The sequence below is a fragment of the Janthinobacterium sp. J1-1 genome (assembly GCF_030944405.1).
Classification (GTDB): Bacteria; Pseudomonadota; Gammaproteobacteria; order Burkholderiales; family Burkholderiaceae_D; genus Janthinobacterium.
The window spans coordinates 6,631,751-6,655,355 of sequence record NZ_CP132339.1; the positions used below are offsets into that span (position 1 = coordinate 6,631,751).

Genomic DNA, 23,605 nt, shown 5'->3' on the forward strand with positions numbered 1-23,605 from the left:
CCTTCGTTATACGGTGGTGGCGGAAAAAGCCGGGCGTTCGATATAGCGCCCCGCCCCTTCCACCGCCATCAGTTCACCCTTGTGGAACACCACCTTGCCGGCGGCAATCGTGGTGACGGGAATGCCGCGCACGGTGCGCCCTTCGAAGACATTGAAGCCGCCCTTGGCAAACTGGGTGGCGGCCGAAATCGTGCGCGTGCCTTGCGGGTCCCACAGCACGATATCGGCGTCGCTACCTGGAGCGATCACGCCCTTGCGCGGATAGATATTGAAGATCTGCGCCGCATTGGTCGAGGACACCTTGACGAATTCGGACGGCGTGAGCGTGCCGGAATTGACGCCCGCATCCCACACCACGGCCATGCGTTCCTCGACGCCGCCGCAGCCGTTCGGAATGCGCGTGAAGTCGTCCTTGCCGGCCGCTTTCTGATCAAAGCAGAAGGTGCAGTGGTCGGTGGCGGTGGTGTGCAGGTTGCCGCTTTGCAGGCCGTGCCACAGCGCCGCCTGATGGTGCTTGCCGCGAAACGGCGGACTCATGACGTGGCCGGCCACGTAGTCGAAATCGTCGCTCTGGTACACGCTGTCGTCGATCACCAAATGGCCGGCCAGCGCCTCGCCATACACGCGCTGACCGTTGGCACGGGCGCGGGTAATCGCGTCGAGCGATTCGGCGCAAGAGACATGAACGATATACACCGGGGTATTCAAGACATTGGCGATCGCGATGGCGCGGTTGGCCGCTTCGGCCTCCACCGCCGGCGGGCGCGACAGCGGGTGCGCCTGCGGCCCCGTAATGCCTTTTTTCAGCAGGTCCTGCTGCAGCTGGTAGACCAGTTCGCCGTTCTCCGCATGCACGGTGGGAAGGGCGCCCAGCTCCAGCGAGCGGGTAAAGCTTTTGATCAGCGTCTCGTCGTCTGCCATGATGGCGTTCTTGTAGGCCATGAAGTGCTTGAAGCTGTTCACGCCATGCTCGCGCACGAGCAGGCCCATCTCTTCATGTACCTGCTCGCTCCACCAGGTGATCGCCACGTGAAAGGTATAGTCGCCGGCCGACTTGGCCGACCACGCGCGCCACTGGTGATAGGCCTCGATCAGCGACTGCTTCGGCGCGGGGATGACGAAGTCCATGATGGTGGTGGTGCCACCGGCCAGGCCGGCCGCCGTGCCCGTGAAAAAGTCGTCCGAGGTCACCGTGCCCATGAAGGGCAGGTTCATGTGCGTATGCGTGTCGATCCCACCCGGCATCACGTACAGGCCGGCCGCGTCGATGATGGTGGCCCCGGCAGGGACAGCAAGATTGTCACCGACGGCGGCGATCAGATCGCCTTCGATCAGCACATCGGCACGAAAGGCCCGGTCGGCATTGACGACGGTGCCGCCGCGTATCAGTGTAGTCATTCTTGTCTCCTCTTATGGTCGAACCGATCAGGCCAGCGGCGCTTGCGACAAGCGCGCCGGCGCCTTGCCCTTCATCATGACGCCGTAGACCACGGCGGCAATCGCCACGCCGACAAACCAGGCGTAGGTGTAAATCGTCTTGAATGCTTCGCCGACACCCGGAAACGCGGCGGGGAAAGCGGCGTTCAGGAAGCCCGGAATATTCGGCGCCACGGCGATGACAAAGGCGACCAGCGCGGCCATGTTCCAGCCATTGCCGTACGAGTACACGCCATCGTCGCGGTACAGCTGCTTCACGTCGAGCTCGGTCTTGCGCACGAAATAATAGTCGACGATCAGGATGCCGGCGATGGGGCCCAGCAGCGCCGAGTAGCCGATCAGCCAGGTGAAGATATAGCCCTGCGTCGATTCGAGCACCTTCCACGGCATCATCACGATGGCGATAAAGGCCGTGATATAGCCGCCCATCTTGTACGACACCTGCTTGGGCGCCAGCGAGGAAAAATCATACGCCGGGCCCACCAGGTTGGCCGCCAGGTTGACGCTGACGGTGTCGATCAGGAGGATGATCAGGGCGATCAGCACGGCGGCGCCCGTCATGCGGCTGGCCAGGTCGACCGGGTCCCAGATGGCCTTGCCGTACATGACGACCGAGCCGGCGGTCACGATCACGGCCAGCATGGCCAGCAAACCCATCGGCACCGGCAGCCCCACCGACTGGCCGATGATCTGGTCGCGCTGGGTCTTGGCAAAGCGCGTGAAGTCGGGAATGTTCAGCGCCAGCGTGGCCCAGAAGCCCACCATGGCGGTCAGCGACGGCCAGAACACGACCCAGAACTGGCCGGCCTTCTTGCCGCCTTCGATGAATTGCGACGGTTGATCGAGCAGGCTGCCGACGCCGCCGGCCTTGCTGTGCACCCAGTACAGCAGCACGAAGCAGATCAGGATTTTCAAGGGCGCGGTATACGTTTCCAGTTTGCGGATCGCCTCCATGCCATGCAGGATGTAGTAGAACTGGATGGCCCAGAACGCCAGGAAGCACAGCAGCTGGCTGCCGTTGATGCCCAGGCCCGCGATCTTCTCGCCGCCCAGTTCATGGCCCAGCAGCACGCCCATCAGGGTGTAGATCATCTGGCCGCCGAACCAGGTCTGGATGCCGTACCAGCCGCAGGCGACAATCGCGCGCATCAGCGCCGGCAGGCGTGCGCCGGTGGTGCCGAACGAGGAGCGCGCCAGCACCGCGTACGGGATGCCGTACTTGGTGCCGGCATGGCCGATCAGCAGCATCGGCAGCAGCACGATGGCGTTCGCCAGGAACACCGTCAGCACGGCCTGGTAGCCGGACATGCCGCTGTCGATCAGGCTGGCCGACAGGGTGTAGGCGGGAATGCACATCACCATGCCGACCCACAGCGCGGCGAAGTGATACCAGCGCCAGGTACGTTGGGCGGCCGTGGTGGGCGCCAGATCTTCATTCCATAGCTGCGTGTTGCCTGAATAGTCGTGGTTCACAGGTAGACTCCATCGGTAGCGGGATACGGCAAAGGGGAACTGCGGCAAGGGAACTGCATCAAGCAATCGAGCTTACCGCAATCAGCAGGGAATGTTTATATATTAAACACACGCAAAAAGCATGCCCTACGCCGTTTCCAACACCGCCCGCGGGTTTCGTGGATCCTGGGTCCAGTTCATGTATGGCTTGCCCGTGGTCTGCGGCACCATCGTGATGCAGCCCTGCACCGGACAGGTGATTTCGCACAGATTGCAGCCCACGCATTCTTCCTTGATCACCTCGTAAGTGCGCGTGCCGGCCGCGTCGATCAGCTGCGCAATCGACTGGTGCGAAGTGTCTTCGCAGGCCACGTAGCACTTGCCGCATTTGATGCAGTCGTCCTGGTTGATCTGCGCGATCACCTGGTAGTTCATGTCCAGGTATTTCCAGTCGGTCGTGTTGGCCACGGCCTTGCCTGAAAAATCGCTGATGCGCTCATAGCCCTTCTCGTCCATCCAGCGCGACAGGCCGTCCTTCATCTCGTCGACGATGCGAAAACCATGCAGCATGGCGGCGGTGCAGACCTGCACGCAACCGGCGCCCAGCGCCAGGAATTCCGCCGCGTCGCGCCAGTTGCCGATGCCGCCGATGCCGGAAATCGGCAGGCCATGCGTGAGCGGATCGCGGGCGATTTCGGCCACCATGTTCAGCGCGATCGGTTTGACGGCCGCGCCGCAATAGCCGCCGTGGGTGCTGGCGCCGCCGACAATCGGCAAGGCCACCATGCGGTCCAGGTCCAGCGAGGTGATCGAGTTGATGGTGTTGATCAGGGATACCGCGTCGGCGCCGCCCGCCTTGGCCGCGCGGGCCGGCATGCGCACGTCGGTGATATTCGGCGTGAGCTTGACGATCACCGGCAGGCGGCTGTGCTTCTTGCACCAGGCGGTGACCATCTGCACATACTCGGGCACCTGGCCCACGGCCGCGCCCATGCCCCGTTCCGGCATGCCGTGCGGGCAGCCGAAATTGAGCTCGATGCCGTCCGCGCCGGTCGCTTCCACCTTGGGCAGGATATCGGCCCAGTAGTGCTCTTCGCACGGCAGCATCAGCGAGACGATCATGGCGCGGTCGGGCCAGTCTTTTTTCACCTGCGTAATTTCGCGCAGGTTGATCTCCAGCGAACGGTCGGTGATCAGTTCGATATTGTTGAAGCCCACTACTTCACGGTTCTTGCCGTACAGGGCGGAATAGCGCGACGAGACATTGACGGCGGCCGGGTCTTCACCGAGGGTTTTCCACACCACGCCGCCCCACCCCGCTTCAAACGCGCGCACCACGTTGTAGGCCTTGTCGGTCGGTGGCGCGGAGGCCAGCCAGAAAGGATTCGGCGCCTTGATGCCGCAAAATTCGATGCTGAGATCAGCCATTATGCAGCCTCCACTTTATTCAAGATATCGGAATGGATGGCCAGTGCGGCCAGCTTGCCATGCTGCACGGCTTGCACCGTCAGGTCCTGCCCCGGCGCCACGCAGTCGCCGCCCGCATAGATGCCGGGCAGCACGGTGCGAAAACCCGCGTCAACAAAGATCTTGTCGCCTTCGCGGCGCAAGAGCGCCGCCATCGGATCGACCAGCACCTGCGTGTCGAAACTCTGGCCGATGGCCTTGAAGATGGCGTCGGCCGCCACGTCCAAGGTTTCGCCGGTGCCGGTCAAACGCGTGCCGTCCAGCGCTGTCTTTTCAAAGCGCATGCCGGCCACCTTGCCTTCTGCGTCCAGCAGCACCTGCTGCGGCTGGGCCCAGGTCAGCATGCGCACCTGGTTGGCCTTGGCGATCTCCTGCTCATGGTGGGTGGCCGTCATGGCGTCGAAGCCGCGGCGGTACACCAGCGTGACTTCCTCGGCGCCCAGGCGCTGGACCTGCACCGCCATGTCAATCGCCGTATTGCCGGCGCCGATGACGATGGCGCGCTTCGGCACGGGCAGCGCGGCCAGGTCGTCGGCCTGGCGCAGCGCGCTGATATAGTCGACCGCCGCCAAGAGGCCCGGCGCCTCTTCGCCCGTCAGCCCCAGCTTGCGGCTGGCACCCAGGCCCAGGCCCAGGAACACGGCGTCGTACTGCGCATGCAGCTCGCGCAGCTGCAGGTTGTCGCCCAGCACCTGGCACCATCGAATGGTGATGCCGCCAATACCGAGCAGGAATTCGACTTCCTTCTGCGCGAAGTTATCCGTCAGCTTGTATTTGGCGATGCCGTATTCATTCAGCCCGCCCGCCTTGCTTTCCTTTTCAAAGATCACCACGTCATGGCCCAGCATGGCCAGGCGGTGCGCGCAGGAAAGGCCGGCCGGCCCGGCGCCGACGACGGCGATGGTCTTGCCGGTGGCGGCCGCCCGCTTGAACGGATGACTGGCAAACCGCATGTGGTCGACCGCATAGCGCTGCAGCAGGCCGATTTTCACGGGCTGGCCTTCGGCGTCGTGGTTGCGCACGCAGACGTCCTCGCACAAGATCTCGGTCGGGCAGACGCGGGCGCAGCTGCCGCCCAGGATATTGCTTTTCAAAATACCGGCCGCAGCGCCATTGATATTCTTGTCGTGGATATTGCGGATAAAGCTGGCCACATCGATTTCGGAAGGGCAGATGCGGCTGCAGGGCGCATCGTAGCAATACAGGCAGCGCGCGCTTTCGATGGCCGCCTGGCGCGCCGTCAAGGGCGGCGCCAGGTCCGTAAAGTGGCCGGACAGTTCGGCACTGGGCAAGGCCGCATGCGGCAAATAATTCAGGGATTCGATCATCACGCTTTCCTCTTGTTAGCTACGGTAAATGGTGGGTGACGCCCTTACTTCATCTGGGGAAAAGCAAATTCCACACCAGCACTTGCCGTGTTCGGCCAGCGCTGCATCACGGCCTTGTGGCGCGTGTAGAAGCGCACGCCTTCCGGGCCATACGCATGGTGGTCGCCGAACATGCTGCGCTTCCAGCCGCCGAAACTGTTGAAGGCCATCGGCACCGGCAGCGGCACGTTGACGCCGACCATGCCGACCTGGATCTGGCGCACGAATTCGCGCGCCACGCCGCCGTCGCGCGTATAGATCGCCACGCCATTGCCATACTCGTTGGCGTTGATGAGGTCCACCGCATGCACCACGTCGGGCGCGCGCAGCACGCACAGCACCGGGCCGAAAATCTCTTCCTTGTAGATGCTCATGTCGGGCGTGACGTGGTCGAACAAGGTGCCGCCAACGAAGAAGCCGTTCTCGCGCCCCGCCACCACATGGTTGCGGCCATCGACCACCAGAGTCGCGCCCTGCTCCACGCCTTCGCCTATCAGTTTTTCGATGCGCTGCTTGGCGGCACTCGACACGACCGGGCCCATTTCCGCACCATGCTCCATGCCGTCGCGCACTTTCAGTGCGGCCGTGCGCGTTGCCAGTGCAGTGACCAGTTTGTCGCCCGCGTCGCCGACCGCCACCACCACGGAAATGGCCATGCAGCGCTCGCCGGCCGAACCGTAGGCCGCGCCGATCAGCGCGTCGACCGTCATGTCCATGTCGGCATCGGGCATCACCACCATATGGTTTTTCGCGCCGCCCAGGGCCTGCACGCGCTTGCCGCTGGCGCTGCCGCGCGCATAGATATATTCGGCAATCGGCGTCGATCCCACAAAGCTGATCGCCTGCACCACCGGGTGGTCAAGCAAGGCGTCCACCGTCACTTTATCGCCCTGCACCACGTTGAAAACGCCATCGGGCAAGCCCGCTTCTTTCAGCAGCCTGGCATGCAGCAAGGACGCCGACGGATCGCGCTCGGACGGTTTCAATACAAAGGTATTGCCGCAGGCGATGGCGACCGGGAACATCCACATCGGCACCATCACGGGGAAGTTGAATGGCGTGATGCCGGCCACCACGCCCAGCGCCTGGCGCATTGACCAGGCGTCGATACCGCGCGAAATCTGGTCCGTGAATTCGCCTTTCAACAGTTGTGGAATACCGACGGCAAATTCCACCATCTCGATGCCGCGCGCCACTTCGCCCTGGGCGTCGGCAAAGGTCTTGCCGTGTTCACGCGTCAGCATGGCGGCAAATTCATCGGTGTGCTGCTGGCACAACTGCAGGTAGCGAAACAGCACCCTGGCACGCGTCAGCGGCGGCGTGGCGGACCACGACGGAAAGGCGGCGGCGGCGGCCTGCACGGCCGTGTCGACATCTTCCGCAGTGCCCAGCGCCACGCGGGCCACCGGCTCGCCCAGGGCGGGGTTGTAGACGTCGCCGTAACTGCCACTTTTTGTGTCGACCTTGGCGCCGTTGATGTAATGGGTGATGGTGTCGAGATCGTTCATGATGCTCCTTAGTCGAGATTTTTCAACACGGTGGCCAGCTTGCCGAACAGCTCGTCGATATGCTGTTTTTCCAGCACCAGCGGTGGCGACAGCGCGATGATGTCGCCGGTGGTGCGTATCAGCACGCCGTCGGCAAAGGCCTGCTTGAAGGCGGCAAAGGCGCGCGTGCCGGGCTTGCCGGCGATGGGATCGAGCTCGATGCCGGCGATCAGGCCGATGCTGCGCAGGTCGATCACATGCGGCAGCCCTTTCAATGAGTGGACCGCATCCTGCCAGTAGGCCTGCATGCTTTTCGCGTGGCCCAGGATGTCCTGTTCCTCGAACACCTGCAGGGTCGCCAGCGAGGCGGCGCAGGCCAGCGGGTGGCCGGAATAGGTGTAGCCATGGAACAGCTCGATGCCGGGCGGCGCGTCCATGTAGGCGTCGTGGATATATTGTTTGCTGAACACGGCGCCCATCGGCACCATGCCGTTGGTGAGACCCTTGGCGGTGGTCATCAGGTCCGGCTCGACCTCGAAATAATCGGCCGCGAACGGCGTCGTCATGCGCCCAAAGCCGGTGATCACTTCGTCGAAGATCAGCAGGATGCCGTGCTTGGTGCACAGTTCGCGCAGGCGCTTCAAGTAACCCTTGGGCGGAATCAGCACGCCGGTGGAGCCGGCCACCGGTTCGACGATGACGGCGGCAATCGTCGAGGCGTCATGCAGGGCGACGATGCGTTCCAGTTCGTCGGCCAAGTGGGTGCCGTATTCGGGTTCGCCCACCGTGTAGGCGTTCTTTTCCAGGTTGTGGGTGTGCGGCAAATGGTCCACGCCGGCCAGCATGGGGCCGAAGGTCTTGCGGTTGCCGGCGATGCCGCCGACGGAAATGCCGCCAAAGCCAACACCGTGATAACCGCGCTCGCGGCCGATCAAACGCGTGCGCCCGCCCTCGCCGCGCGCCTTGTGGTAGGCCAGCGCGATTTTCAGGGCCGTGTCGACGGCTTCGGAACCGGAATTGGTATAGAACACGTGGCCGAATTTATGGCCCGTGTAGTCCATCAGTTTTTCCGCCAGCTCGAAGGCGGCCGGATGGCCCATCTGGAAGGTGGGCGCGAAGTCGAGCTGGCCCACCATGTCGCGGATGGCGCCGACGATCTTCGGCTGCGCATGGCCGCAAGGCACGCACCACAGGCCGGCCGTGCCGTCGAGGATGCTGTTGCCGTCGACGTCCTTGTAGTACATGCCTTCGGCCGACACCAGCAGGCGCGGATTGGCCTTGAAGTCGCGGTTATTGGTAAACGGCATCCAGAATGCCGACATCGATTCCGGCCTTGCCGTGTGGCTCAATTCGCTCATGAAACTCTCCCAGGAATGCTGACATGCCGCCAAACATTGTTTTTGACGGTGCGTAAAATAATTTACCAGTTGGCAAAAAGCTGATGTAATAATAGGCAGGCCAGCGTCGATAAGCACAGATACACAAACAGCAAAAAACCCCAACCGTACAGGTCATAAAACCACTACAGTTTTTGTGCAGGCAGCATAAGGAGCCACCTTGAAGCACAACGAAGAGGCGGAGCAAGTGCCGGAAGCCGCAATGGAAACAGGGAGCGGCTGGCCGGTGCTGGAAATCGGCCGCCACAAGAAAGGCGGGCTGGTCGAGCAGATCGTGATCGCCATCAGCGTGATGGTGGGCAGCCGCGCCTTGCGCATCGGCACCCGCATGCCGTCGGTGCGCCAGTTTGCCAAATGCAATGGCGTCTCGACCTTCACCGTGGTCGAGTCGTATGACCGGCTGGTCAACCTGGGCCTGCTGTCCTCGCGGCGCGGCTCCGGCTATTTCGTGGCGCGCCACGACGTGGCGGGATCGCCACACACTGCCGCCCACGCCAGCGCCAGTCCGAGCGCCATCGACGCCCTCACGCCGGATCTGTATTCGGGCGTCTCCGAAGCGCTGCCGGTGGGCGCCGGCTGGCTGCCGCCGGAAATGTATGGCGAGGCCACCATCCTCGACGCCGTGCGCCAGGCCATGCGCATTCCGGCCAGCCGGCTGCGCGGCTACGGCCATCCGCTGGGCTTTGCCTCGCTGCGCCAGCACCTGGCCAGCACTTTGTCGGAAGAACTGTTCCAGGTCGAACCGGACCAGGTATTGCTGACGCACGGCGCCACCCACGGCTTTGACCTGATCCTGCGCAGCCTGACCAAGCCGGGCGACACGGTGCTGGTGGAAGACCCCGGCTACAGCAATCTGCAGTCGCTGATACGCCACCACGGCTGCATTCCGGTCGGCATCCCGCGCGGCGAAGCGGGCCTCGATCTCGATGTACTGGCGGAAGTGGCCGCACGCACGCAGCCGAAGATCATGTTCGTCAACACCGTGCTGCAGAACCCGCTCGGCACCTCGCTCAGCCAGGCGCAAGCGCACCGGCTGCTGGCGCTGGCCGAGCAGTTCGATTTCTGGCTGGTGGAAGACGATATCTACCGCGAACTGGCCGCGCGCGGCGAGGCGTCGCTGGCGGCGATGGACGGCTTGCGCCGCGTGATCCGCGTCGGCAGCTTTTCCAAGACCCTGTCGCCGGTGCTGCGCGTGGGCTCGATCTGCGCCTCGCCGTCGCTGGTGGCCGAACTGGTGCGCGTAAAAATGCTGGCCGGGCTGACCACCTCGGAAATCAATGAGCGCGCGGTGCTGCACGCGGTCTCGGCGCGGCCCTACAAGCGCATGATCGAGCGGCTGGTGGCGCAGCTCGACGCGGGGCGCGAGCGCAGCATCGACTGCCTGGCGCAGGCCGGCATGGCGCCTGTGGCGCGTCCGCGCGGCGGCATGTTCGTCAGCGCCGGCTGGCCCGACATTCAAACGCCGCAGTGGAACGGCAAGCTGGTGGCCGACCTGGCCCTGAAGGCGGGCATTTTGCTGTCGCCGAATGAATTTTTCATGCTGCGTGCACCCGAAACCGTGTGGTTCCGCTTCAACGTCGCCTACACCGATAGCCCAGTGCTGCAGGCATTCCTGCAATCGATACGCCCACGCTAAAGACCCTACCATGGCCAGCGACAAATCCCCTGCCCCGCAGCTGAAAAGCGCCAGCGGCCGGCGCATGCAAAACCGCGACCGCCTGGAAAGCGACATCCTGCGCCAGGCCGTGCGCGTGTTCGCCGAAAGCGGCTACGAAGGCGCGGCTATCGCCACCATCGCCGAACGGGCCGGGCTGTCGAAGCAGAACCTGATGTATTACTTTCCCACCAAGCAGCAGCTGTACCAGCGCGTGCTCGACGATGTGCTCGACGACTGGCTGGCGCGCATGGACCTGCTGGCCAACCCGGAGGACGAACCGCGCGACGTGCTGCGCGCCTATATCAGTGCCAAGCTGCGCTTTTCACGCGAACAGCCGTGGGCCTCGCGCGTGTATGCGCTCGAAGTGATCAATGGCGCGCCGCTGTACGGCGAACAGATACGCGAACGGGTGGTGCCGCTGCTGCGCAAGGACATCGCCGTGTTCGAGCAATGGATAACGGCCGGCAAGATCGCGCCCGTCAATGCCACCCACCTGATGTTTGCCATCTGGGCCATGACGCAGTCGTATGCGGATTTTTCGGCGCAGATGGCGCTGGTGCTGGAACGCAAGCAGCTGCTGCGCCAGGACTTCGACGACGCCGAACAGCTGATCACGCGGATGGTGCTGGCGGCCGTGGCCGTGCCGGTAAACTCGACCGGCGAAAAAAAACCGCCGTGACCGGCGGTTTGTGAAACAGGCGGCGCAGGCTTACGCCGCGGCCTTGTGCTTGCGGCGGCGCACGGCGAAACCGACCAGGCCCAGGCCGGCCAGCAGCATGGCGTAGGTGCCTGGTTCCGGTACCGGCGAGACGGCGGCCGCGAAACCGGTCACGTCAGTCGCCTGGAAGGCGGTGCCAGCGTCAGCGTGCAGGGTGGTGCTCGACGCCCAGTTGCCGACCACGGCGCTGCCGTGGATATCGCCGCCGCTGCTGGTAACAGTTGCCAGAGGCGCCAGGACGGTACCATACAGTGCTACACTGCTGAAATCCAGCGTGGTTGCTTCATAGAAGTTGTATAGCACATTGTAGTTGCCGAAACTGCCACCGCCCTGCATCTTGACATTGGTGCCGCTAACATTCAGGATCAGCGTTTCTTTCGCGCTCAGATTGGCGAAATTGAAGTAGTTCACCGCAGCCAGATCGGTCGACTTGATATCGAATACCTGCACGTTACCGCTGCCGCCGGTCAGCGTCATGCCGCCGTACTGCACCGTCGTGGCACCCGTCTTTGCAACTGCAGCCAGCGCCGTCGAGGTGCTTTTCATCGTCGTCGACAAGTCGGCGAACGAGACCGGCGAAGTGCTCGATTTGGTGGCGGTATCCAAGCCGGTATTGCTCGTGATATTCGTGGTGCCGCCAGCATAATAGCTGCCGTTCTGGATCGAGCCGGAGTTGTAACTGAGGTTGCCACCGACCACCAGCGCGTATCCCGAGCTACCGAATGCATCCTTATTGTTTTTATTTACCGTGTAACTGGCAGCGTTCATATCCTTGCCGACCAGTAACGAGCCTTGAACCTCGGCGCCGGTCGGATTGAAGTTACCAAGCGAATACAGGTTGGCGCCACCGATATTGATCTCGACAACACCCGCCCGGGCCGCGCCTGCTGCCAAGGCGGTGGACAGGATCAACAGCGCAGGCAATTTCGACAAGGTTTTCATTTTATTTCCAAAATTAACATTAACTTACCTCAAGGATATCATATTTACGCCTTTTTACTTGTCTCAAAAATAGATTACTTGTACTAAATAAACAACAAATATTTTCCGGAGAGCAACTCTATCAGTATCCGCCACCAGCAGGCCAGCCGCGAATGCGCTCAATGAAATTCCCAAGGAACAATATTCCAGTGATAGCATGGCGCGCTCAATACTGACAGAGGACAGGCATGAAACAGTTACCATTGCTGCGCCAGGCGGCCTGCGCGGCGCTTATCACCCTGGCGTCGGCGGCGCAGGCGCAAACCGTGGGCATGATCGAGAACCAGCCCCTGAGCGAAACCTGGCTCAACGCGGGTTTTTACTCGTACCACTTTCAGCGCGACAAGAACCTGAATGACGGCAATCCGGGCCTGGGCGCCGAATACCGTTTTTCCACCGTGGCGTCGGCCACGGCAGGCCGCTTCTACAATAGCGACCGCGCCTATTCGAATTACCTCGGCGTGTACTACCAGCCCTTCCATGTCGGCCCGCTGCGCGTGGGCGCCGTGATCGGCGGCTTCAACGGCTACCCGAAGATGCGCGATGGCGGCTGGTTCCCGGCCCTGATCCCCACCGTCAGCTATGAATACCAGCGCGTCGGCGTGAATATCGCCATCGTGCCGTCCTACAAGGACCGCCTGTACGGCGCACTGAGCTTCCAGCTGAAACTGAAGGTCTTCGAGTAAACGTTTTATCCTGTCCTGCCGTCGCTCATGCCGGCGATTCTGCCATTCGTCGCAGCCTTGATGCCAGCCAACAAGCTGCCCGCTATAGTGCAGTCATCGCCAGGCCATCAGATGGCCGCAGGCACTCGACAACGACAGGAGAACGGCATGAAAGACATCAATTCGGCACCGGGCAATGCAGACTTCGACAGTTTCTGGCAGGGCTTGTGCGGCCTGGCGCGCCAGGGCGTCGACGCCGTGGGCGCCATGTCCTGGCCCATGCTGCTGGCCTGCGCCATCGGCCTGGCCCTGTTCATCACCATCCTGCCGCTGGTGCTGACCCTGTTCCTGATCTTCCTGCTGGTCAAATGGGCCAGCAACAGCGGCGGCTTCGGCTGGAATAAAAAAGCCGCGGCGCAACAACCGCCGCAATAAAGGGCAAGGGAATCATTCTTGCCGGGCTGGCAAGGGTAGCTTATAGTGGCATGGACCGCGTGGCATGGAACGCCGCGCGCCATCCATGATCGAAGCTACTCCATCCCCGTTACAGGAGTGTTCCCATGAGCATCACCGCAAAAGCCACCAAGGCCACCACCATCCCCTGCCTGCGCTACCACGATGCGCCGGCCGCCATCGCCTGGCTGTGCCAGGCACTGGGCTTTGAAAAGCAGCTGGTGGTGCCCGACAACGACGGCGGCATCGCCCATGCCCAGCTCAGTTTCGGCAACGGCATGATCATGCTCGGCTCCGTCACCGACAGCGAATACGGCCGTTTGATGCGCCAGCCGCGTGAACTGGACGGCGCCAATACGCAAAGCTGCTACCTGGTGGTCGACGACGCCGACAGCGTCTATCGGCGCGCCGTCGAAGCCGGCGCCGAGATCGTGCTCGATATCAAGGATGAAGAATACGGCGGGCGCGGCTTTACCTGCCGCGATCCCGAAGGCCATGTCTGGAGCCTGGGCACTTACGACCCATGGTGAAACGGAGAACCATGATCATCAGCATTTCCGCCGCCGGCCTGGTCTTGCTCGGCGGCTTCCTGGCCACTCCCGCGCTGGTCGACAAGAACATCAACCAGGTCTACCCCATCACCGCCCCGGCGCCATCAAAGCAGGCCCAGTCGCTGCACCGCAGCCTGTGGATTGCCGACCTGCACGCGGACAGCCTGCTGTGGCAGCGCGACCTGAACCAGGCGGGCGGACGCGGCCACGTGGACTTTCCGCGCCTGGCGCAAGGCAATGTGGCGCTGCAGGCCTTTTCGGTGGTGACGAAAACCCCGCGCAAGATGAATATCGACCGCAACGACGGCGACAGCGACAACATCACGGCGCTGGTGATGGCGCAGGGCTTGCCGCCGGCCACCTGGAACAGCCTGCTGGCACGCGCGCTGTACCAGGCCAAGGAATTGCACCAGCTGGCCGGCGCCAGCGAAGGCAGCATGCGCGTGATCGGCAGCCGCGCCCAGTTGCGCGCTTTTATTGCCGCGCGCGACAAGGACCAAAAACTGATGGCCGGCTGGCTGACCCTGGAAGGCGCGCATGCGCTCGAGGGTAAACTCGACAATCTGGATGCCCTGTACCGCGCCGGCTACCGCATGGCCGCGCCCACGCATTTTTTCGATACCGAACTGTCGGGCTCGCAGCACGGCATGCAAAAAGGCGGCCTGACGCCCCTGGGGCGCGACTGGCTGCGCGCCATGGAGCAGCGCAAGATGATCGTCGACCTGGCGCATGCGTCGGGCCCCACCATCGATGAGGTACTGACATTGGCAAAACGGCCCGTGATGGTGTCGCACACGGGCGTGCGCGGCACCTGCGCCAACGGGCGCAACCTGAGCGACGCGCAACTGAAACGCATCGCCGCGCAAGGCGGCCTGGTGGGCATCGGCTTCTGGAGCACGGCCGTCTGCGGCAAGGATGTGCAAGCCATCGCGCGCGCCATCAAGCATGCGGTGTCGGTGATGGGCGTGGAGCACGTGGCCTACGGCTCGGACTTCGACGGCGCCGTCACCACCGCCATCGATGCGGCCGGCCTGCCGCGCTTGACGCAGGCGCTGCTGGACGCGGGATTATCGCCGGCGCAGATACGCCGCATCGCCGGTGAAAACGTGCGTGATTTCCTGCTGAAGAATCTTCCCGACGACGACGCTTAAGCGAGCGCCGCGATCAGGGCCTGGTCCGCCACCTGGCGCGGCTGGATTTGGATCAGCTTGCTGTACAGCGGCGGCAGTGCCTGGCACAGCGCCAGCAAGTCGCTGTGCGCCATGCCTGGCCGCACATACTGGAATTGGGCCGGATTGTTTTCCGGCAGAGCGCCTTCCATGGTCGAGCCGTAGGCGCCCAGGGTCATGAAACTGGCGGCACTGTCGTCGAGTCCGCCGGACAACACAAAAGTGCCGTGCTTGGGATGGCCCAGATAGCGCTTGCATTCCTCCTGCTGCGCGCTGTCCTTTCCCACCATCAACTCATGGCGCAGCTGCGCATACTGGCGCGTGCATTCCATAAAGGGCGTGCGTATCAGCGACTGCGATTGCTGGCCCGGCAGGCACAGCAGCAAGTTGCCGAAGGAGTCGAGCAAGGCGGCCGCCTCGCCCGCGCCGCCATTGCGGCGGTCCTGCGCCATCGCGGCGAGCAGGAACGGCGCCAGGCCGGCGCCAGGCGCATGCGGCGCGCCGCGGTATTTCAAGGCATCGGGATAGCGCTGGCGCAAGGCGCGCACCACCGCATGGTCGTCCGGCAAGGTGGCCGGATCGCAGGCCGGGTGCTCGTCACCGGCATGCAGCAGCTGCATCACCTGCGACGCCATCGATTCGAACACCAGCGTGCACAGCGCCTGCGTGGCTTCGTTGATGCTCTTGCCGATAAAAAAAGATTTCGGTGCCGCGCCCGAGGCGGCGCGCGCATACGGCGTGGCACCACGCACGGCCGGATAGCAAAAACTGCCGCCGGCCTGCGCCCGTAGCGATACCGGCAAGGCCGTGAAGGTGGCGGCGCCATCGTAATTGATGCCCGCATTGCCATCGGATGCCGCCACCACCACATTGAAGCCGGCCGCCAGGATGGCGCCGGTGCACATGCAGCAGGGGTCGAGCGAGGTGACGAGGGTCAGTTCCTGCGGTGGCGGCAAGGCGGCGCCTGCGGCCACTTGCGCAAAATACCAGTCGATCAATTGGCGTTCGCCATGCGCGGTGGGGTCCAGCACCAGGCCGTCCTGCACCACATTGTTGTGCATCGATTGCAGCACATTGCCAAAGCCGTCGAGCAGCACGCCGCCGACACCGAAGGTGCCCTGGGTCTTGGCCGCCAGGGCCTCGGCCGCGGCGATCGCCACGGCGGCCTGGATGTCGATGGTTTTGTTCAAATTGCGTTTATTTCATGTCCAGGTCGGAACTGCCGAAACCATGCGGCAGCAGCCAGCCCGCCGTCACTTCCATGATATCGTTGTTCAGGTTGGTCAGTATCACCGGCAGGTCGGCGCCGCCCAGCTCGAACATCACCTGGCGGCAGGCGCCGCACGGCGAAATCGGTTGCGCCGTATCGCCGGTGACGGCCAGTTTGGCAAAGTCGCCCGGTTTGCAGCCATGCGCGATGGCGCTGAAAAACGCCGTGCGCTCGGCGCAGTTGCACAGGCCATAAGCGGCGTTTTCCACGTTACAGCCCCGGAACACGCGGCCATCCTTGCACAGCAGCGCCGCGCCCACCCTGAAACGCGAGTATGGCGCATACGCCAGTTCGCGGCCGGCGTTGGCTTCGGCGATCAGTTCTTCATTGTTCATTTATTACCTTTGAAAGCGTTACTGCGGGGGTCAGACCCTCAATGCCGCAAACTCAGCGGCTTGCGCTAACGGCCGAGGGGGTCTGGCCCCAGATTTTATTTTACGGACGAATGGTACGATAAATCACCGGCTTGGCCGTCAACGCCACCGGGCTGATCTCGTACGCCGCCTGGATTTCCTTCACGGCCTGCTGCGCCGCCGCTTCCGTGCGCGCGTGCACCATCGCCAGAGGCTGGCCGGCGGCGACCTGCTCGCCCAGGCCGACCAGTTCGCTCAAGCCGACGGCAAAGTCGATCACATCGGTCGGACGGCGGCGGCCACCGCCCAGCGACACCACGGCCAGGCCGATGGCGCGGCAGTCGCGCACATGGGCAAAGCCGGCCGACAGCGCCGGCGCCGGCACCACGAACGGCGCCAGCTCCAGGTGCTTGTCCGGGTTCTCGACCAGATCGGCCGGGCCGCCCAGGGCCGACACCATGCGCGCAAAACGCTCGGCCGCCGCACCCGAGGCCAGCACCGCTTCGAGCTGGGCGCGCGCTTCCTCTTCGGTCGCGGCCAGGCCGCCGAGCACCAGCATTTCGGCGCACAGCGCCAGGGTCACTTCATGCAGGCGCGCCGGGCGCGAACGGCCCGTCAGGTAATCCATGGCGCCGCGCACTTCCAGCGCATTGCCGGCGTACGGCGCCAGCGATTCATTCATGTCGGTCAAAATGGCCGAGGTTTGCATGCCGGCGCCATTGCCGACGGCAACGATGCTCTCGGCCAATTCCACCGATTTGTCGTAGGTCGGCATAAAGGCGCCCGTACCCACCTTGACGTCCATCACCAGCGCATCGAGGCCGGCCGACAGTTTTTTAGACAGGATCGAACCGGTGATCATGGCCACCGATTCCACCGTGGCGGTCACGTCGCGGATGCTGTAGAAACGCTTGTCGGCCGGCGCCAGCTGCGCCGTCTGGCCGATGATGGCCACGCCGATCTCCTGCACCACCTTGCGGAACAATTCATTGTCCGGCACGGTGCAGTAACCGGGAATGGCGTCGAATTTGTCCAGCGTGCCGCCCGTGTGGCCCAGGCCGCGGCCCGAGATCATCGGCACATAGCCGCCGCAAGCGGCGATCATCGGCCCCAGCAGCAAGGACACCACGTCGCCCACGCCACCGGTCGAATGCTTGTCGACCACCGGGCCGGGCAGGTTCAGCGAGCGCCAGTCCAGCACGTGGCCGGAGTCGCGCATGGCCAGGGTGAACGCCACGCGCTCGTCCATGTTCATGTCATTGAAAAACACCGCCATGCCCAGCGCGGCCACCTGGCCTTCGCTGACGCTGCCATCCGTAATGCCGCGCACGAAAAACTGGATTTCCTCGGCGCTCAGCACGCCCTTGTCGCGCTTCTTGCGGATGATTTCCTGGGTTAGAAACATGGATATTCCAATCTGAAAATGAAGACGCGTTTACAGCACATTGACGCCATTGGCCAGCGGCGCGACACCCAGGTGATGGGCCAGGGTCTGGCCGATATCGGAGAAGCTCTCGGAAATGCCGAGCGCGCGCGGCGCCACGCCGGGGCCGAAGAAGATCATCGGGATATGTTCGCGCGTATGGTCGGAACCGTGCCAGGTCGGATCGCAGCCATGGTCGGCGGTGATCACCACCAGGTCGCCCGGTTTCAGCTTGGCCATGAACTCGGGCAGGCGGGCATCCATTTCGCGCAGTGCGTCGGCATAGCCTTCGGTATTGCGGCGGTGGCCGAAGGCCTGGTCGAAGTCGACGAAGTTCACGAACGTCAGCGACTTGTCCTGCACTTCATCGGCGGTTTTGAGCAGCGCTTCGAACAGTGCCATATTGTCGACGCCTTTCACCACGCGCGAGATACCTTTCGTGGCGAAAATATCGCTGATCTTGCCCAGGCCCACCACTTCGCCGCCGGCGTTTTTCACGTGGTCGAGCAGGGTCGGCGCGGGCGGCGCGACGGCGTAGTCGTGGCGGTTGCTGGTGCGCGTGTAGTTGCCGTTGCTGCCGGTAAAAGGGCGCGCGATCACGCGGCCGATATTGTACGGCTCGACCAATTTGAAGGCCATTTCGCACACTGCGTACAGGCGATCGAGGCCGAACGATTCTTCGTGCGCGGCGATCTGCATCACCGAGTCGCCCGAGGTGTAGATGATCAACTTGCCGGTGGCGACGTGCTCGTCGCCATGCTTGTTGATGATGTCGGTGCCGGAAGCGTGGCAGTCGCCGAGGAAACCGGGCACGCCCGACATCGCTTTCAATTTGTCGGTCAGGTCTTGCGGGAACGATGGCGTGGTGCGGGGGAAATATCCCCAGTCGAATTCGACCGGCACGCCGGCGATTTCCCAGTGGCCGCTTTGCGTGTCCTTGCCGGTCGAGCGCTCGCGCGCGGCGCCATAGGCGCCGGTAAAACCGTCGCGCTGGTCGAAGCCGGTGGCCCATTCGCCGCTGGCCAGGTGGGCGGCGGCGCCCAGGCCCAGGCGCTCCATGTTCGGCAGTTTCAAGGTCTTGCCGCTTTTGGCGACCGTGCTGGCGATATGGCCAAAGGTATTGGCGCCTGCGTCGCCGTACTTGGCGGCGTCTGGCGTCGCGCCCAGGCCAAAGGAATCAAGCAGGAGGATAAATGCGCGTGACATGATAAGGCTCGCTTTAGGATGATGCGGATAGTGTAGGCCGGATCGTCCGGCCCTGCCGCGCGGCAGCCTCGTGGGCGCAGGCCGCGCGGTGGTGGAAATACTGTTTAAGCCTGCGGTTTTGCGGCGACGCCGGCCAGGAAAGCGAGGATCAGCTTGACCAGGTCTTTCGCGCCGATGGCCGCATATTTCAGGGTCTGCTCGTGCGACAGCGCGAATGGCGACATGCCTTCGGCCAGGTTGGTGATGACGGACACGCCCACCACTTTCAGGTCGCAATGGCGGGCCGACACGACTTCCGGCACTACCGACATGCCGACCGTGTCGGCGCCCAGGCGGGCCATCATGCGGATCTCGGCAGCCGTCTCGAAGTTCGGGCCCGGATACGCCACGAACACGCCTTCATGCAGCGTGATGCCGTTGGCGGCAGCCGTGTCTTTCACCTGCTGGCGCAGCTCGGCGTCATAGGCGTTGGCCATGCTGAAGAAGCGCGGGCCGAAACGGTCGTCGTTCGGGCCGACCATCGGGGTGCCCGGCAGCAGGTTGATATGGTCGCTGATGGCCACCAGGCTGCCGGCGTCCACTTCAGGGCGCAGGGAACCGGCGGCATTGGTGACGAACAGCATTTCGCAGCCCAGCAGTTTCAGGGTACGGATGGCGCTGGTCATCACGCCCATGCCGTAGCCTTCGTAGAAATGGCCGCGGCCTTTCATGCACACCACCGCCACGCCCGACAGGGTGCCGACCACCAGTTCGCCGGCATGGCCGTGCACGGTGCTGATCGGGAAGCCCGGCAGTTCGTCGAAGCTGATGCTGACGGCGTCCGTCATCTGCTCGGCCAATACGCCCAAGCCCGAGCCGAGTATCATCGCCACGCGCGGCTTGAAATTTTCTGGGGCGCGGGCGCGGATGATTTCGGCGGCGTGGAAAGGGGCGTTATTCGACATGATGGTCCTCGTGATTGATGAGTTGGTCTGCGGATCGGTGTTGGATCTTTTGCTTGAATCCTGCAGCAGGCGTGGTAGGCGCGATTCTGTACAGGACTATCGACATGCGGTTGGGTGCTATCAGGCGCCACTATGCATCAAGCGCAATATGTATGGCAAATACCATTTTTCTTGCGCATTTATACAAAAGATATATAAATGGCCGGCATTATAAAGCAGCGGGCCCGGCCCTGCCAGCAATGGGGGCAGACTGCGATTGACAGCCTTAAAACAAAAGTTTAATCTTGCGGACAATTGTTTATTCCAGGCCCGCCGTGACCGACCTTTCCAAAAAAGACCAGCTGTATGCGCTGATACGCAGCAATCCCTTTATTTCGCAGCAGGAACTGGCGACCGAACTGGGTTTGTCCCGTTCGGCCGTGGCCGGCCATATCGCCGGCCTGATCCGCGAACGCCGCCTGCTGGGCCGCGCCTATGTGCTGCCCGACAGCCGGCCCGTGCTGTGCCTGGGCGCCGCCAACCTGGACCGCAAGATGCGCACCCTGGCCGCCTTGCAGATGGGCACCTCGAACCCTGTGCGCTCGACCGAGGTATTTGGCGGCGTGGGCCGCAATATCGCGGAAAACCTGGCCCGCTTGGGCTTGCCGGTGGCACTGTTGACAGCGCTGGGCGACGATGCGGCCGGCCACGCGCTGCAAACCCATGCGGAAGACGCCGGCATCGACATGCGCGGCAGCTTGCACCTGGCCAATACCGGCAGCGGCACTTATACGGCCGTGCTCGACGAACACGGCGAAATGCTGCTGGCGATGGCCAATATGCAGCTGTATGAACAGCTGACGCCGGCCTTTCTGCACAGCCGCCAGCCGCAGCGCGCGCAAGCGGCGCTGACCGTCTGCGACCTGAATCTTGGCATGGAGAGCGTGGCCTTTCTGCTGGACGAAGCAAGGGCGGCCGAGGAGAACGCCGCACCGCTGGTGATCGTGGCCGTCTCGCAGCCGAAGATGGCGCACCTGCCGCAAGACCTGGCGGGCTTGCAGCTGCTGATCCTGAACCGTGGCGAGCTGGAAACGCGTGTCGCGCGCGCCCTGCCGACCGACGAGGCGCTGCGTGATGCCTGCCACGAAGTGCTGCGCCAGGGTGTGCGCCAGTTGATCGTCACGCTGGGCGCACACGGCGTGTTGTTCAGCGATGGCGCAGGAGCGGACGCAAGCATGGCCCACCTGCCCGCCCTGGCCGTCGACGCGATCGATGTCACCGGCGCCGGCGACGCCTTTTCCGCCGCCGTCTGCTGGTCGCTGTATCACGACAGCAATGATTTACGACTGGCATGCCGGCGCGGCCTGAAGCTGGCCGCCATGACCCTGGCCTCCAGCGCCACCGTGTCAACCCTGATTTCCGCCAGCGTCCTCGACGATATCGAAGACGGCCCTATTCCCCTTGATTGACAGGATAAACAGCATGACCCAACTACATCACTCCCTTTTGTTCTCGCAAGAAGTGCTGGACGCGCGCGCGGCCGGCAAGGCCATCGTGGCGCTGGAATCGACCATCATTTCGCACGGCATGCCGTATCCGCAAAACGTGGAGATGGCGCGCGAAGTGGAACAAATCATCCGTGACGGCGGCGCCGTGCCGGCCACCATCGCCATTATCGACGGCAGGATCTGCATCGGCTTGTCGCCCGAGCAGCTGGAACTGCTGGGCACCTCGCCCGACGCCATGAAGGTCAGCCGCCGCGACCTGCCGTTCGTGCTGTCGCAAAAGAAACTCGGCGCCACCACGGTGGCCGCCACCATGATCTGCGCCGAGCTGGCCGGCATCAGTGTGTTTGTGACCGGCGGCATCGGCGGCGTGCACCGCGGCGCGGAAACCAGCTTCGATATTTCGGCCGACCTGCAGGAACTGGCGCAGACCTCGGTGGCGGTGGTGTGCGCCGGCGTGAAATCGATCCTCGATATCGGCCTGACCCTGGAATACCTGGAAACCCATGGCGTGCCCGTCATCAGCGTGGGCCAGGAAGGCTTTCCCGCCTTCTTTACGCGCGAAAGCGGCTTCCAGGCCGATTTCCGCCTCGACAGCGCCGGCGAGCAAGCGGCTTTTATTGCCACCAAATGGCAGCTGGGCTTGAAGGGCGGCGTGGTGGTCAGCAATCCGGTGCCGGCCGCGCAGGCAATGCCGAAGGAAGAAATCGACGCCATCACCACCCAGGCCCTGCAGGAAGCGGACGCCGGCGGCGTGACCGGCAAGCAGGTCACGCCGTTCCTGCTGTCGCGCATCAAGCAGCTGACCGATGGCCGCAGCCTGGCCACCAATATCGCGCTCGTCAAACACAATGCCCAGGTCGGCACCAAGCTCGCCATTGCCATGCAGGCGGTGCTGCCCCGATAATAGGACTGCTGTAAAGAAACGCGCAGGTGCCGACCGGCCCGCGCGTTGTTCCCTCCAGGCATCACGCACGCCAAGGAAAGCATGTCCATCGATCTGAAACAGTTAAAGTATTTTCTCGCCGTCGCCGAGGAGAAAAGCTTCAGCCGCGCAGCCGAGCGCCTGCATATCTCGCAGCCGCCCTTGAGCCAGCAGATCATGAAACTGGAAAACGAACTGGGCGTGCGCCTGTTTGCGCGCACCACCCGCACCTTCGAACTGACGGTGGCGGGCAAGGCCCTGATGCACGAGGCGGCCGACCTGCTGGGGAAGATGCGCATGACCATCGATACCATCCGCCAGATCGACCGTGGCGAAGTGGGCCGCTTGCGGGTCGGCATCGTCGGCTCGGCCATGTGGGGCCCGATCCCCAGCCTGCTGGAACAATTCCAGTCCAAATTTCCCCGCGTTACCTGGACCATCCATGAACTGGGGCCGACGGTGCAATACGAAGCGCTGCGCAGCAAGCAGATCGACGTCGGCTTCTGGCGCGAACCCAAGCTCAACGACGATGACCTGCGCCACGACAATCTGCGCCAGGAACTGTGCTTCCGTGAAAATGTCTGCGTGGCCGTCAACGAACACCACCGGCTGGCCAAGAGCGCGTCCATCGAACTGATCGATATCGCCGACGAACCGATGCTGAGCCTGGCGCTGGACAAGTCCGCCTTTCCCCGCTACCTGGTGCAATGCTGCGTCAATGCCGGCTTCGAGCCGATGATTTTCCAGGAAGCCAACGAACCGCAAACCCTGTTGGCCATGGTGGGCGTCGGCCTGGGCGTGACCCTGGTGCCGGAAACCACCAGCCGCATCGGCTGGCCCGGCGTGGTGTTCCTGCCGATCAAGACCAATCCGCCATCGGCCAATCTGTATATCAGCTACACCACGCTCGACGACGCGCCCGTGGTACGCGCCTTTCTGAATATCCTCAACCCGCCGGCCGCCTGATGTTGCCTTGGATTTATATCCGATACATATAAATCCATAAACAAAAACGTATTTGCCATACATATCGGCCATGATGCATAGTGGTTCGAACGCCTAAGGCGAACTGTTGCATACGCATCACACCCTGGTCACAACAACCGCAGCGAACAGCAACTTTCTTCTGCGATACGGTGCAATGTTGATAAGGAACCATCGATTCTTGCAGGCGTAACAGGCTAAATCGGCCCCAAATT

21 protein-coding genes are annotated in these 23,605 nt (G+C 63.1%); 9 read left to right on the forward strand and 12 right to left on the reverse strand.

What is annotated here, in order from left to right; genetic code table 11:
• Nucleotides 1–6: 6 nt before the first annotated feature.
• The 6 genes from hydA to Q8L25_RS30270 form a co-directional block, all read right to left on the reverse strand.
• Nucleotides 7–1,398: a dihydropyrimidinase gene (hydA, locus tag Q8L25_RS30245; RefSeq protein WP_308922914.1), complete on the reverse strand. Its 1,392-nt coding sequence runs from the start codon at nt 1,396–1,398 to the stop codon at nt 7–9.
• Nucleotides 1,399–1,425: 27 nt separating this feature from the next.
• Nucleotides 1,426–2,910 carry an NCS1 family nucleobase:cation symporter-1 gene (locus Q8L25_RS30250; RefSeq protein WP_308922915.1) on the reverse strand — a complete coding sequence of 495 codons (1,485 nt, stop codon included), beginning with the start codon at nt 2,908–2,910 and terminating at the stop codon, nt 1,426–1,428.
• 126 nt (nt 2,911–3,036) lie between these two features.
• Complete coding sequence (gene preA / locus Q8L25_RS30255) at nt 3,037–4,317, reverse strand: NAD-dependent dihydropyrimidine dehydrogenase subunit PreA (protein ID WP_308922916.1); 1,281 nt, start codon at nt 4,315–4,317, stop codon at nt 3,037–3,039.
• Nucleotides 4,317–5,684: an NAD(P)-dependent oxidoreductase gene (locus tag Q8L25_RS30260; RefSeq protein WP_308922917.1), complete on the reverse strand. Its 1,368-nt coding sequence runs from the start codon at nt 5,682–5,684 to the stop codon at nt 4,317–4,319. The genes preA and Q8L25_RS30260 overlap by 1 nt, the downstream gene beginning before the upstream one ends.
• 44 nt (nt 5,685–5,728) lie before the next feature.
• Complete coding sequence (locus Q8L25_RS30265; RefSeq protein ID WP_308922918.1) at nt 5,729–7,231, reverse strand: CoA-acylating methylmalonate-semialdehyde dehydrogenase; 1,503 nt, start codon at nt 7,229–7,231, stop codon at nt 5,729–5,731.
• 8 nt (nt 7,232–7,239) lie between these two features.
• On the reverse strand, nt 7,240–8,568 hold the full coding sequence (locus Q8L25_RS30270; RefSeq protein WP_308922919.1) for an aspartate aminotransferase family protein: 1,329 nt from the start codon (nt 8,566–8,568) through the stop codon (nt 7,240–7,242).
• 241 nt (nt 8,569–8,809) lie between these two features.
• On the opposite strand from Q8L25_RS30270, the gene Q8L25_RS30275 reads away from it, so the two are divergent.
• Both Q8L25_RS30275 and Q8L25_RS30280 read left to right on the forward strand, forming a co-directional pair.
• Nucleotides 8,810–10,243 carry a PLP-dependent aminotransferase family protein gene (locus Q8L25_RS30275; RefSeq protein WP_308925826.1) on the forward strand — a complete coding sequence of 478 codons (1,434 nt, stop codon included), beginning with the start codon at nt 8,810–8,812 and terminating at the stop codon, nt 10,241–10,243.
• Between the two features lie 10 nt (nt 10,244–10,253).
• Nucleotides 10,254–10,943, forward strand: a complete 690-nt coding sequence (locus Q8L25_RS30280; protein ID WP_308922920.1) for a TetR/AcrR family transcriptional regulator — start codon at nt 10,254–10,256, stop codon at nt 10,941–10,943.
• 30 nt (nt 10,944–10,973) lie between these two features.
• Here the strand turns inward: Q8L25_RS30280 and Q8L25_RS30285 are convergent, their stop codons facing one another.
• Complete coding sequence (locus tag Q8L25_RS30285; RefSeq protein WP_308922921.1) at nt 10,974–11,924, reverse strand: FxDxF family PEP-CTERM protein; 951 nt, start codon at nt 11,922–11,924, stop codon at nt 10,974–10,976.
• A gap of 227 nt (nt 11,925–12,151) precedes the next feature.
• Between Q8L25_RS30285 and Q8L25_RS30290 the strand changes: the two genes are divergently transcribed.
• The 4 genes from Q8L25_RS30290 (at nt 12,152) to Q8L25_RS30305 (ending at nt 14,783) form a co-directional block, all read left to right on the forward strand.
• A complete protein-coding gene (locus tag Q8L25_RS30290) occupies nt 12,152–12,649 on the forward strand; it encodes a hypothetical protein (RefSeq protein WP_308922922.1) in 498 nt (165 codons plus the stop codon).
• Nucleotides 12,650–12,796: 147 nt separating this feature from the next.
• The gene (locus Q8L25_RS30295) at nt 12,797–13,063 is read left to right on the forward strand and encodes a hypothetical protein (RefSeq protein WP_308922923.1); all 267 of its coding nucleotides are present in this window, start codon (nt 12,797–12,799) and stop codon (nt 13,061–13,063) included.
• A 125-nt stretch (nt 13,064–13,188) separates the two neighbouring features.
• Nucleotides 13,189–13,611: a VOC family protein gene (locus tag Q8L25_RS30300; RefSeq protein WP_308922924.1), complete on the forward strand. Its 423-nt coding sequence runs from the start codon at nt 13,189–13,191 to the stop codon at nt 13,609–13,611.
• A gap of 11 nt (nt 13,612–13,622) precedes the next feature.
• On the forward strand, nt 13,623–14,783 hold the full coding sequence (locus tag Q8L25_RS30305; protein ID WP_308922925.1) for a membrane dipeptidase: 1,161 nt from the start codon (nt 13,623–13,625) through the stop codon (nt 14,781–14,783).
• On the opposite strand, the gene Q8L25_RS30310 is transcribed toward Q8L25_RS30305, so the two are convergent.
• The 5 genes from Q8L25_RS30310 to xapA form a co-directional block, all read right to left on the reverse strand.
• Nucleotides 14,780–15,991, reverse strand: a complete 1,212-nt coding sequence (locus tag Q8L25_RS30310; RefSeq protein WP_308922926.1) for a nucleoside deaminase — start codon at nt 15,989–15,991, stop codon at nt 14,780–14,782. The genes Q8L25_RS30305 and Q8L25_RS30310 overlap by 4 nt on opposite strands.
• 7 nt (nt 15,992–15,998) lie before the next feature.
• Nucleotides 15,999–16,406, reverse strand: coding sequence for a cytidine deaminase (locus Q8L25_RS30315; RefSeq protein WP_308922927.1), 408 nt, complete (start codon nt 16,404–16,406; stop codon nt 15,999–16,001).
• 100 nt (nt 16,407–16,506) lie between these two features.
• Nucleotides 16,507–17,829, reverse strand: coding sequence for a thymidine phosphorylase (deoA, locus tag Q8L25_RS30320; protein WP_308922928.1), 1,323 nt, complete (start codon nt 17,827–17,829; stop codon nt 16,507–16,509).
• 30 nt (nt 17,830–17,859) lie between these two features.
• On the reverse strand, nt 17,860–19,053 hold the full coding sequence (locus Q8L25_RS30325; protein ID WP_308922929.1) for a phosphopentomutase: 1,194 nt from the start codon (nt 19,051–19,053) through the stop codon (nt 17,860–17,862).
• Between the two features lie 104 nt (nt 19,054–19,157).
• A complete protein-coding gene (xapA, locus tag Q8L25_RS30330) occupies nt 19,158–19,997 on the reverse strand; it encodes a xanthosine phosphorylase (protein ID WP_308922930.1) in 840 nt (279 codons plus the stop codon).
• Between the two features lie 314 nt (nt 19,998–20,311).
• Here xapA and Q8L25_RS30335 point away from each other — a divergent pair, with 314 nt between their 5' ends.
• The 3 genes from Q8L25_RS30335 to Q8L25_RS30345 all read left to right on the forward strand — a co-directional run bounded on the left by Q8L25_RS30335 (nt 20,312) and on the right by Q8L25_RS30345 (nt 23,372).
• Complete coding sequence (locus Q8L25_RS30335; protein WP_308922931.1) at nt 20,312–21,445, forward strand: carbohydrate kinase; 1,134 nt, start codon at nt 20,312–20,314, stop codon at nt 21,443–21,445.
• 13 nt (nt 21,446–21,458) lie between these two features.
• Nucleotides 21,459–22,388 carry a pseudouridine-5'-phosphate glycosidase gene (locus Q8L25_RS30340; RefSeq protein ID WP_308922932.1) on the forward strand — a complete coding sequence of 310 codons (930 nt, stop codon included), beginning with the start codon at nt 21,459–21,461 and terminating at the stop codon, nt 22,386–22,388.
• Nucleotides 22,389–22,469: 81 nt separating this feature from the next.
• Entirely contained in the window at nt 22,470–23,372 is a 903-nt protein-coding gene (locus Q8L25_RS30345) for a LysR family transcriptional regulator (RefSeq protein WP_308922933.1), read from the forward strand.
• Nucleotides 23,373–23,605: the final 233 nt, after the last annotated feature.

Bases quoted from the DNA above. Each gene is read 5' to 3' on its own strand.
- preA (WP_308922916.1), bottom strand. From the start codon at position 4,317: ATGGCTGATCTCAGCATCGAATTTTGCGGCATCAAGGCGCCGAATCCT.
- Q8L25_RS30285 (WP_308922921.1), bottom strand. From the start codon at position 11,924: ATGAAAACCTTGTCGAAATTGCCTGCGCTGTTGATCCTGTCCACCGCC.
- Q8L25_RS30290 (WP_308922922.1), top strand. From the start codon at position 12,152: ATGAAACAGTTACCATTGCTGCGCCAGGCGGCCTGCGCGGCGCTTATC.
- Q8L25_RS30345 (WP_308922933.1), top strand. From the start codon at position 22,470: ATGTCCATCGATCTGAAACAGTTAAAGTATTTTCTCGCCGTCGCCGAG.
- xapA (WP_308922930.1), bottom strand. From the start codon at position 19,997: ATGTCGAATAACGCCCCTTTCCACGCCGCCGAAATCATCCGCGCCCGC.
- Q8L25_RS30265 (WP_308922918.1), bottom strand. From the start codon at position 7,231: ATGAACGATCTCGACACCATCACCCATTACATCAACGGCGCCAAGGTC.
- Q8L25_RS30280 (WP_308922920.1), top strand. From the start codon at position 10,254: ATGGCCAGCGACAAATCCCCTGCCCCGCAGCTGAAAAGCGCCAGCGGC.
- Q8L25_RS30315 (WP_308922927.1), bottom strand. From the start codon at position 16,406: ATGAACAATGAAGAACTGATCGCCGAAGCCAACGCCGGCCGCGAACTG.
- Q8L25_RS30305 (WP_308922925.1), top strand. From the start codon at position 13,623: ATGATCATCAGCATTTCCGCCGCCGGCCTGGTCTTGCTCGGCGGCTTC.
- Q8L25_RS30325 (WP_308922929.1), bottom strand. From the start codon at position 19,053: ATGTCACGCGCATTTATCCTCCTGCTTGATTCCTTTGGCCTGGGCGCG.
- deoA (WP_308922928.1), bottom strand. From the start codon at position 17,829: ATGTTTCTAACCCAGGAAATCATCCGCAAGAAGCGCGACAAGGGCGTG.
- Q8L25_RS30270 (WP_308922919.1), bottom strand. From the start codon at position 8,568: ATGAGCGAATTGAGCCACACGGCAAGGCCGGAATCGATGTCGGCATTC.
- Q8L25_RS30275 (WP_308925826.1), top strand. From the start codon at position 8,810: ATGGAAACAGGGAGCGGCTGGCCGGTGCTGGAAATCGGCCGCCACAAG.
- hydA (WP_308922914.1), bottom strand. From the start codon at position 1,398: ATGACTACACTGATACGCGGCGGCACCGTCGTCAATGCCGACCGGGCC.
- Q8L25_RS30340 (WP_308922932.1), top strand. From the start codon at position 21,459: ATGACCCAACTACATCACTCCCTTTTGTTCTCGCAAGAAGTGCTGGAC.
- Q8L25_RS30295 (WP_308922923.1), top strand. From the start codon at position 12,797: ATGAAAGACATCAATTCGGCACCGGGCAATGCAGACTTCGACAGTTTC.
- Q8L25_RS30260 (WP_308922917.1), bottom strand. From the start codon at position 5,684: ATGATCGAATCCCTGAATTATTTGCCGCATGCGGCCTTGCCCAGTGCC.
- Q8L25_RS30300 (WP_308922924.1), top strand. From the start codon at position 13,189: ATGAGCATCACCGCAAAAGCCACCAAGGCCACCACCATCCCCTGCCTG.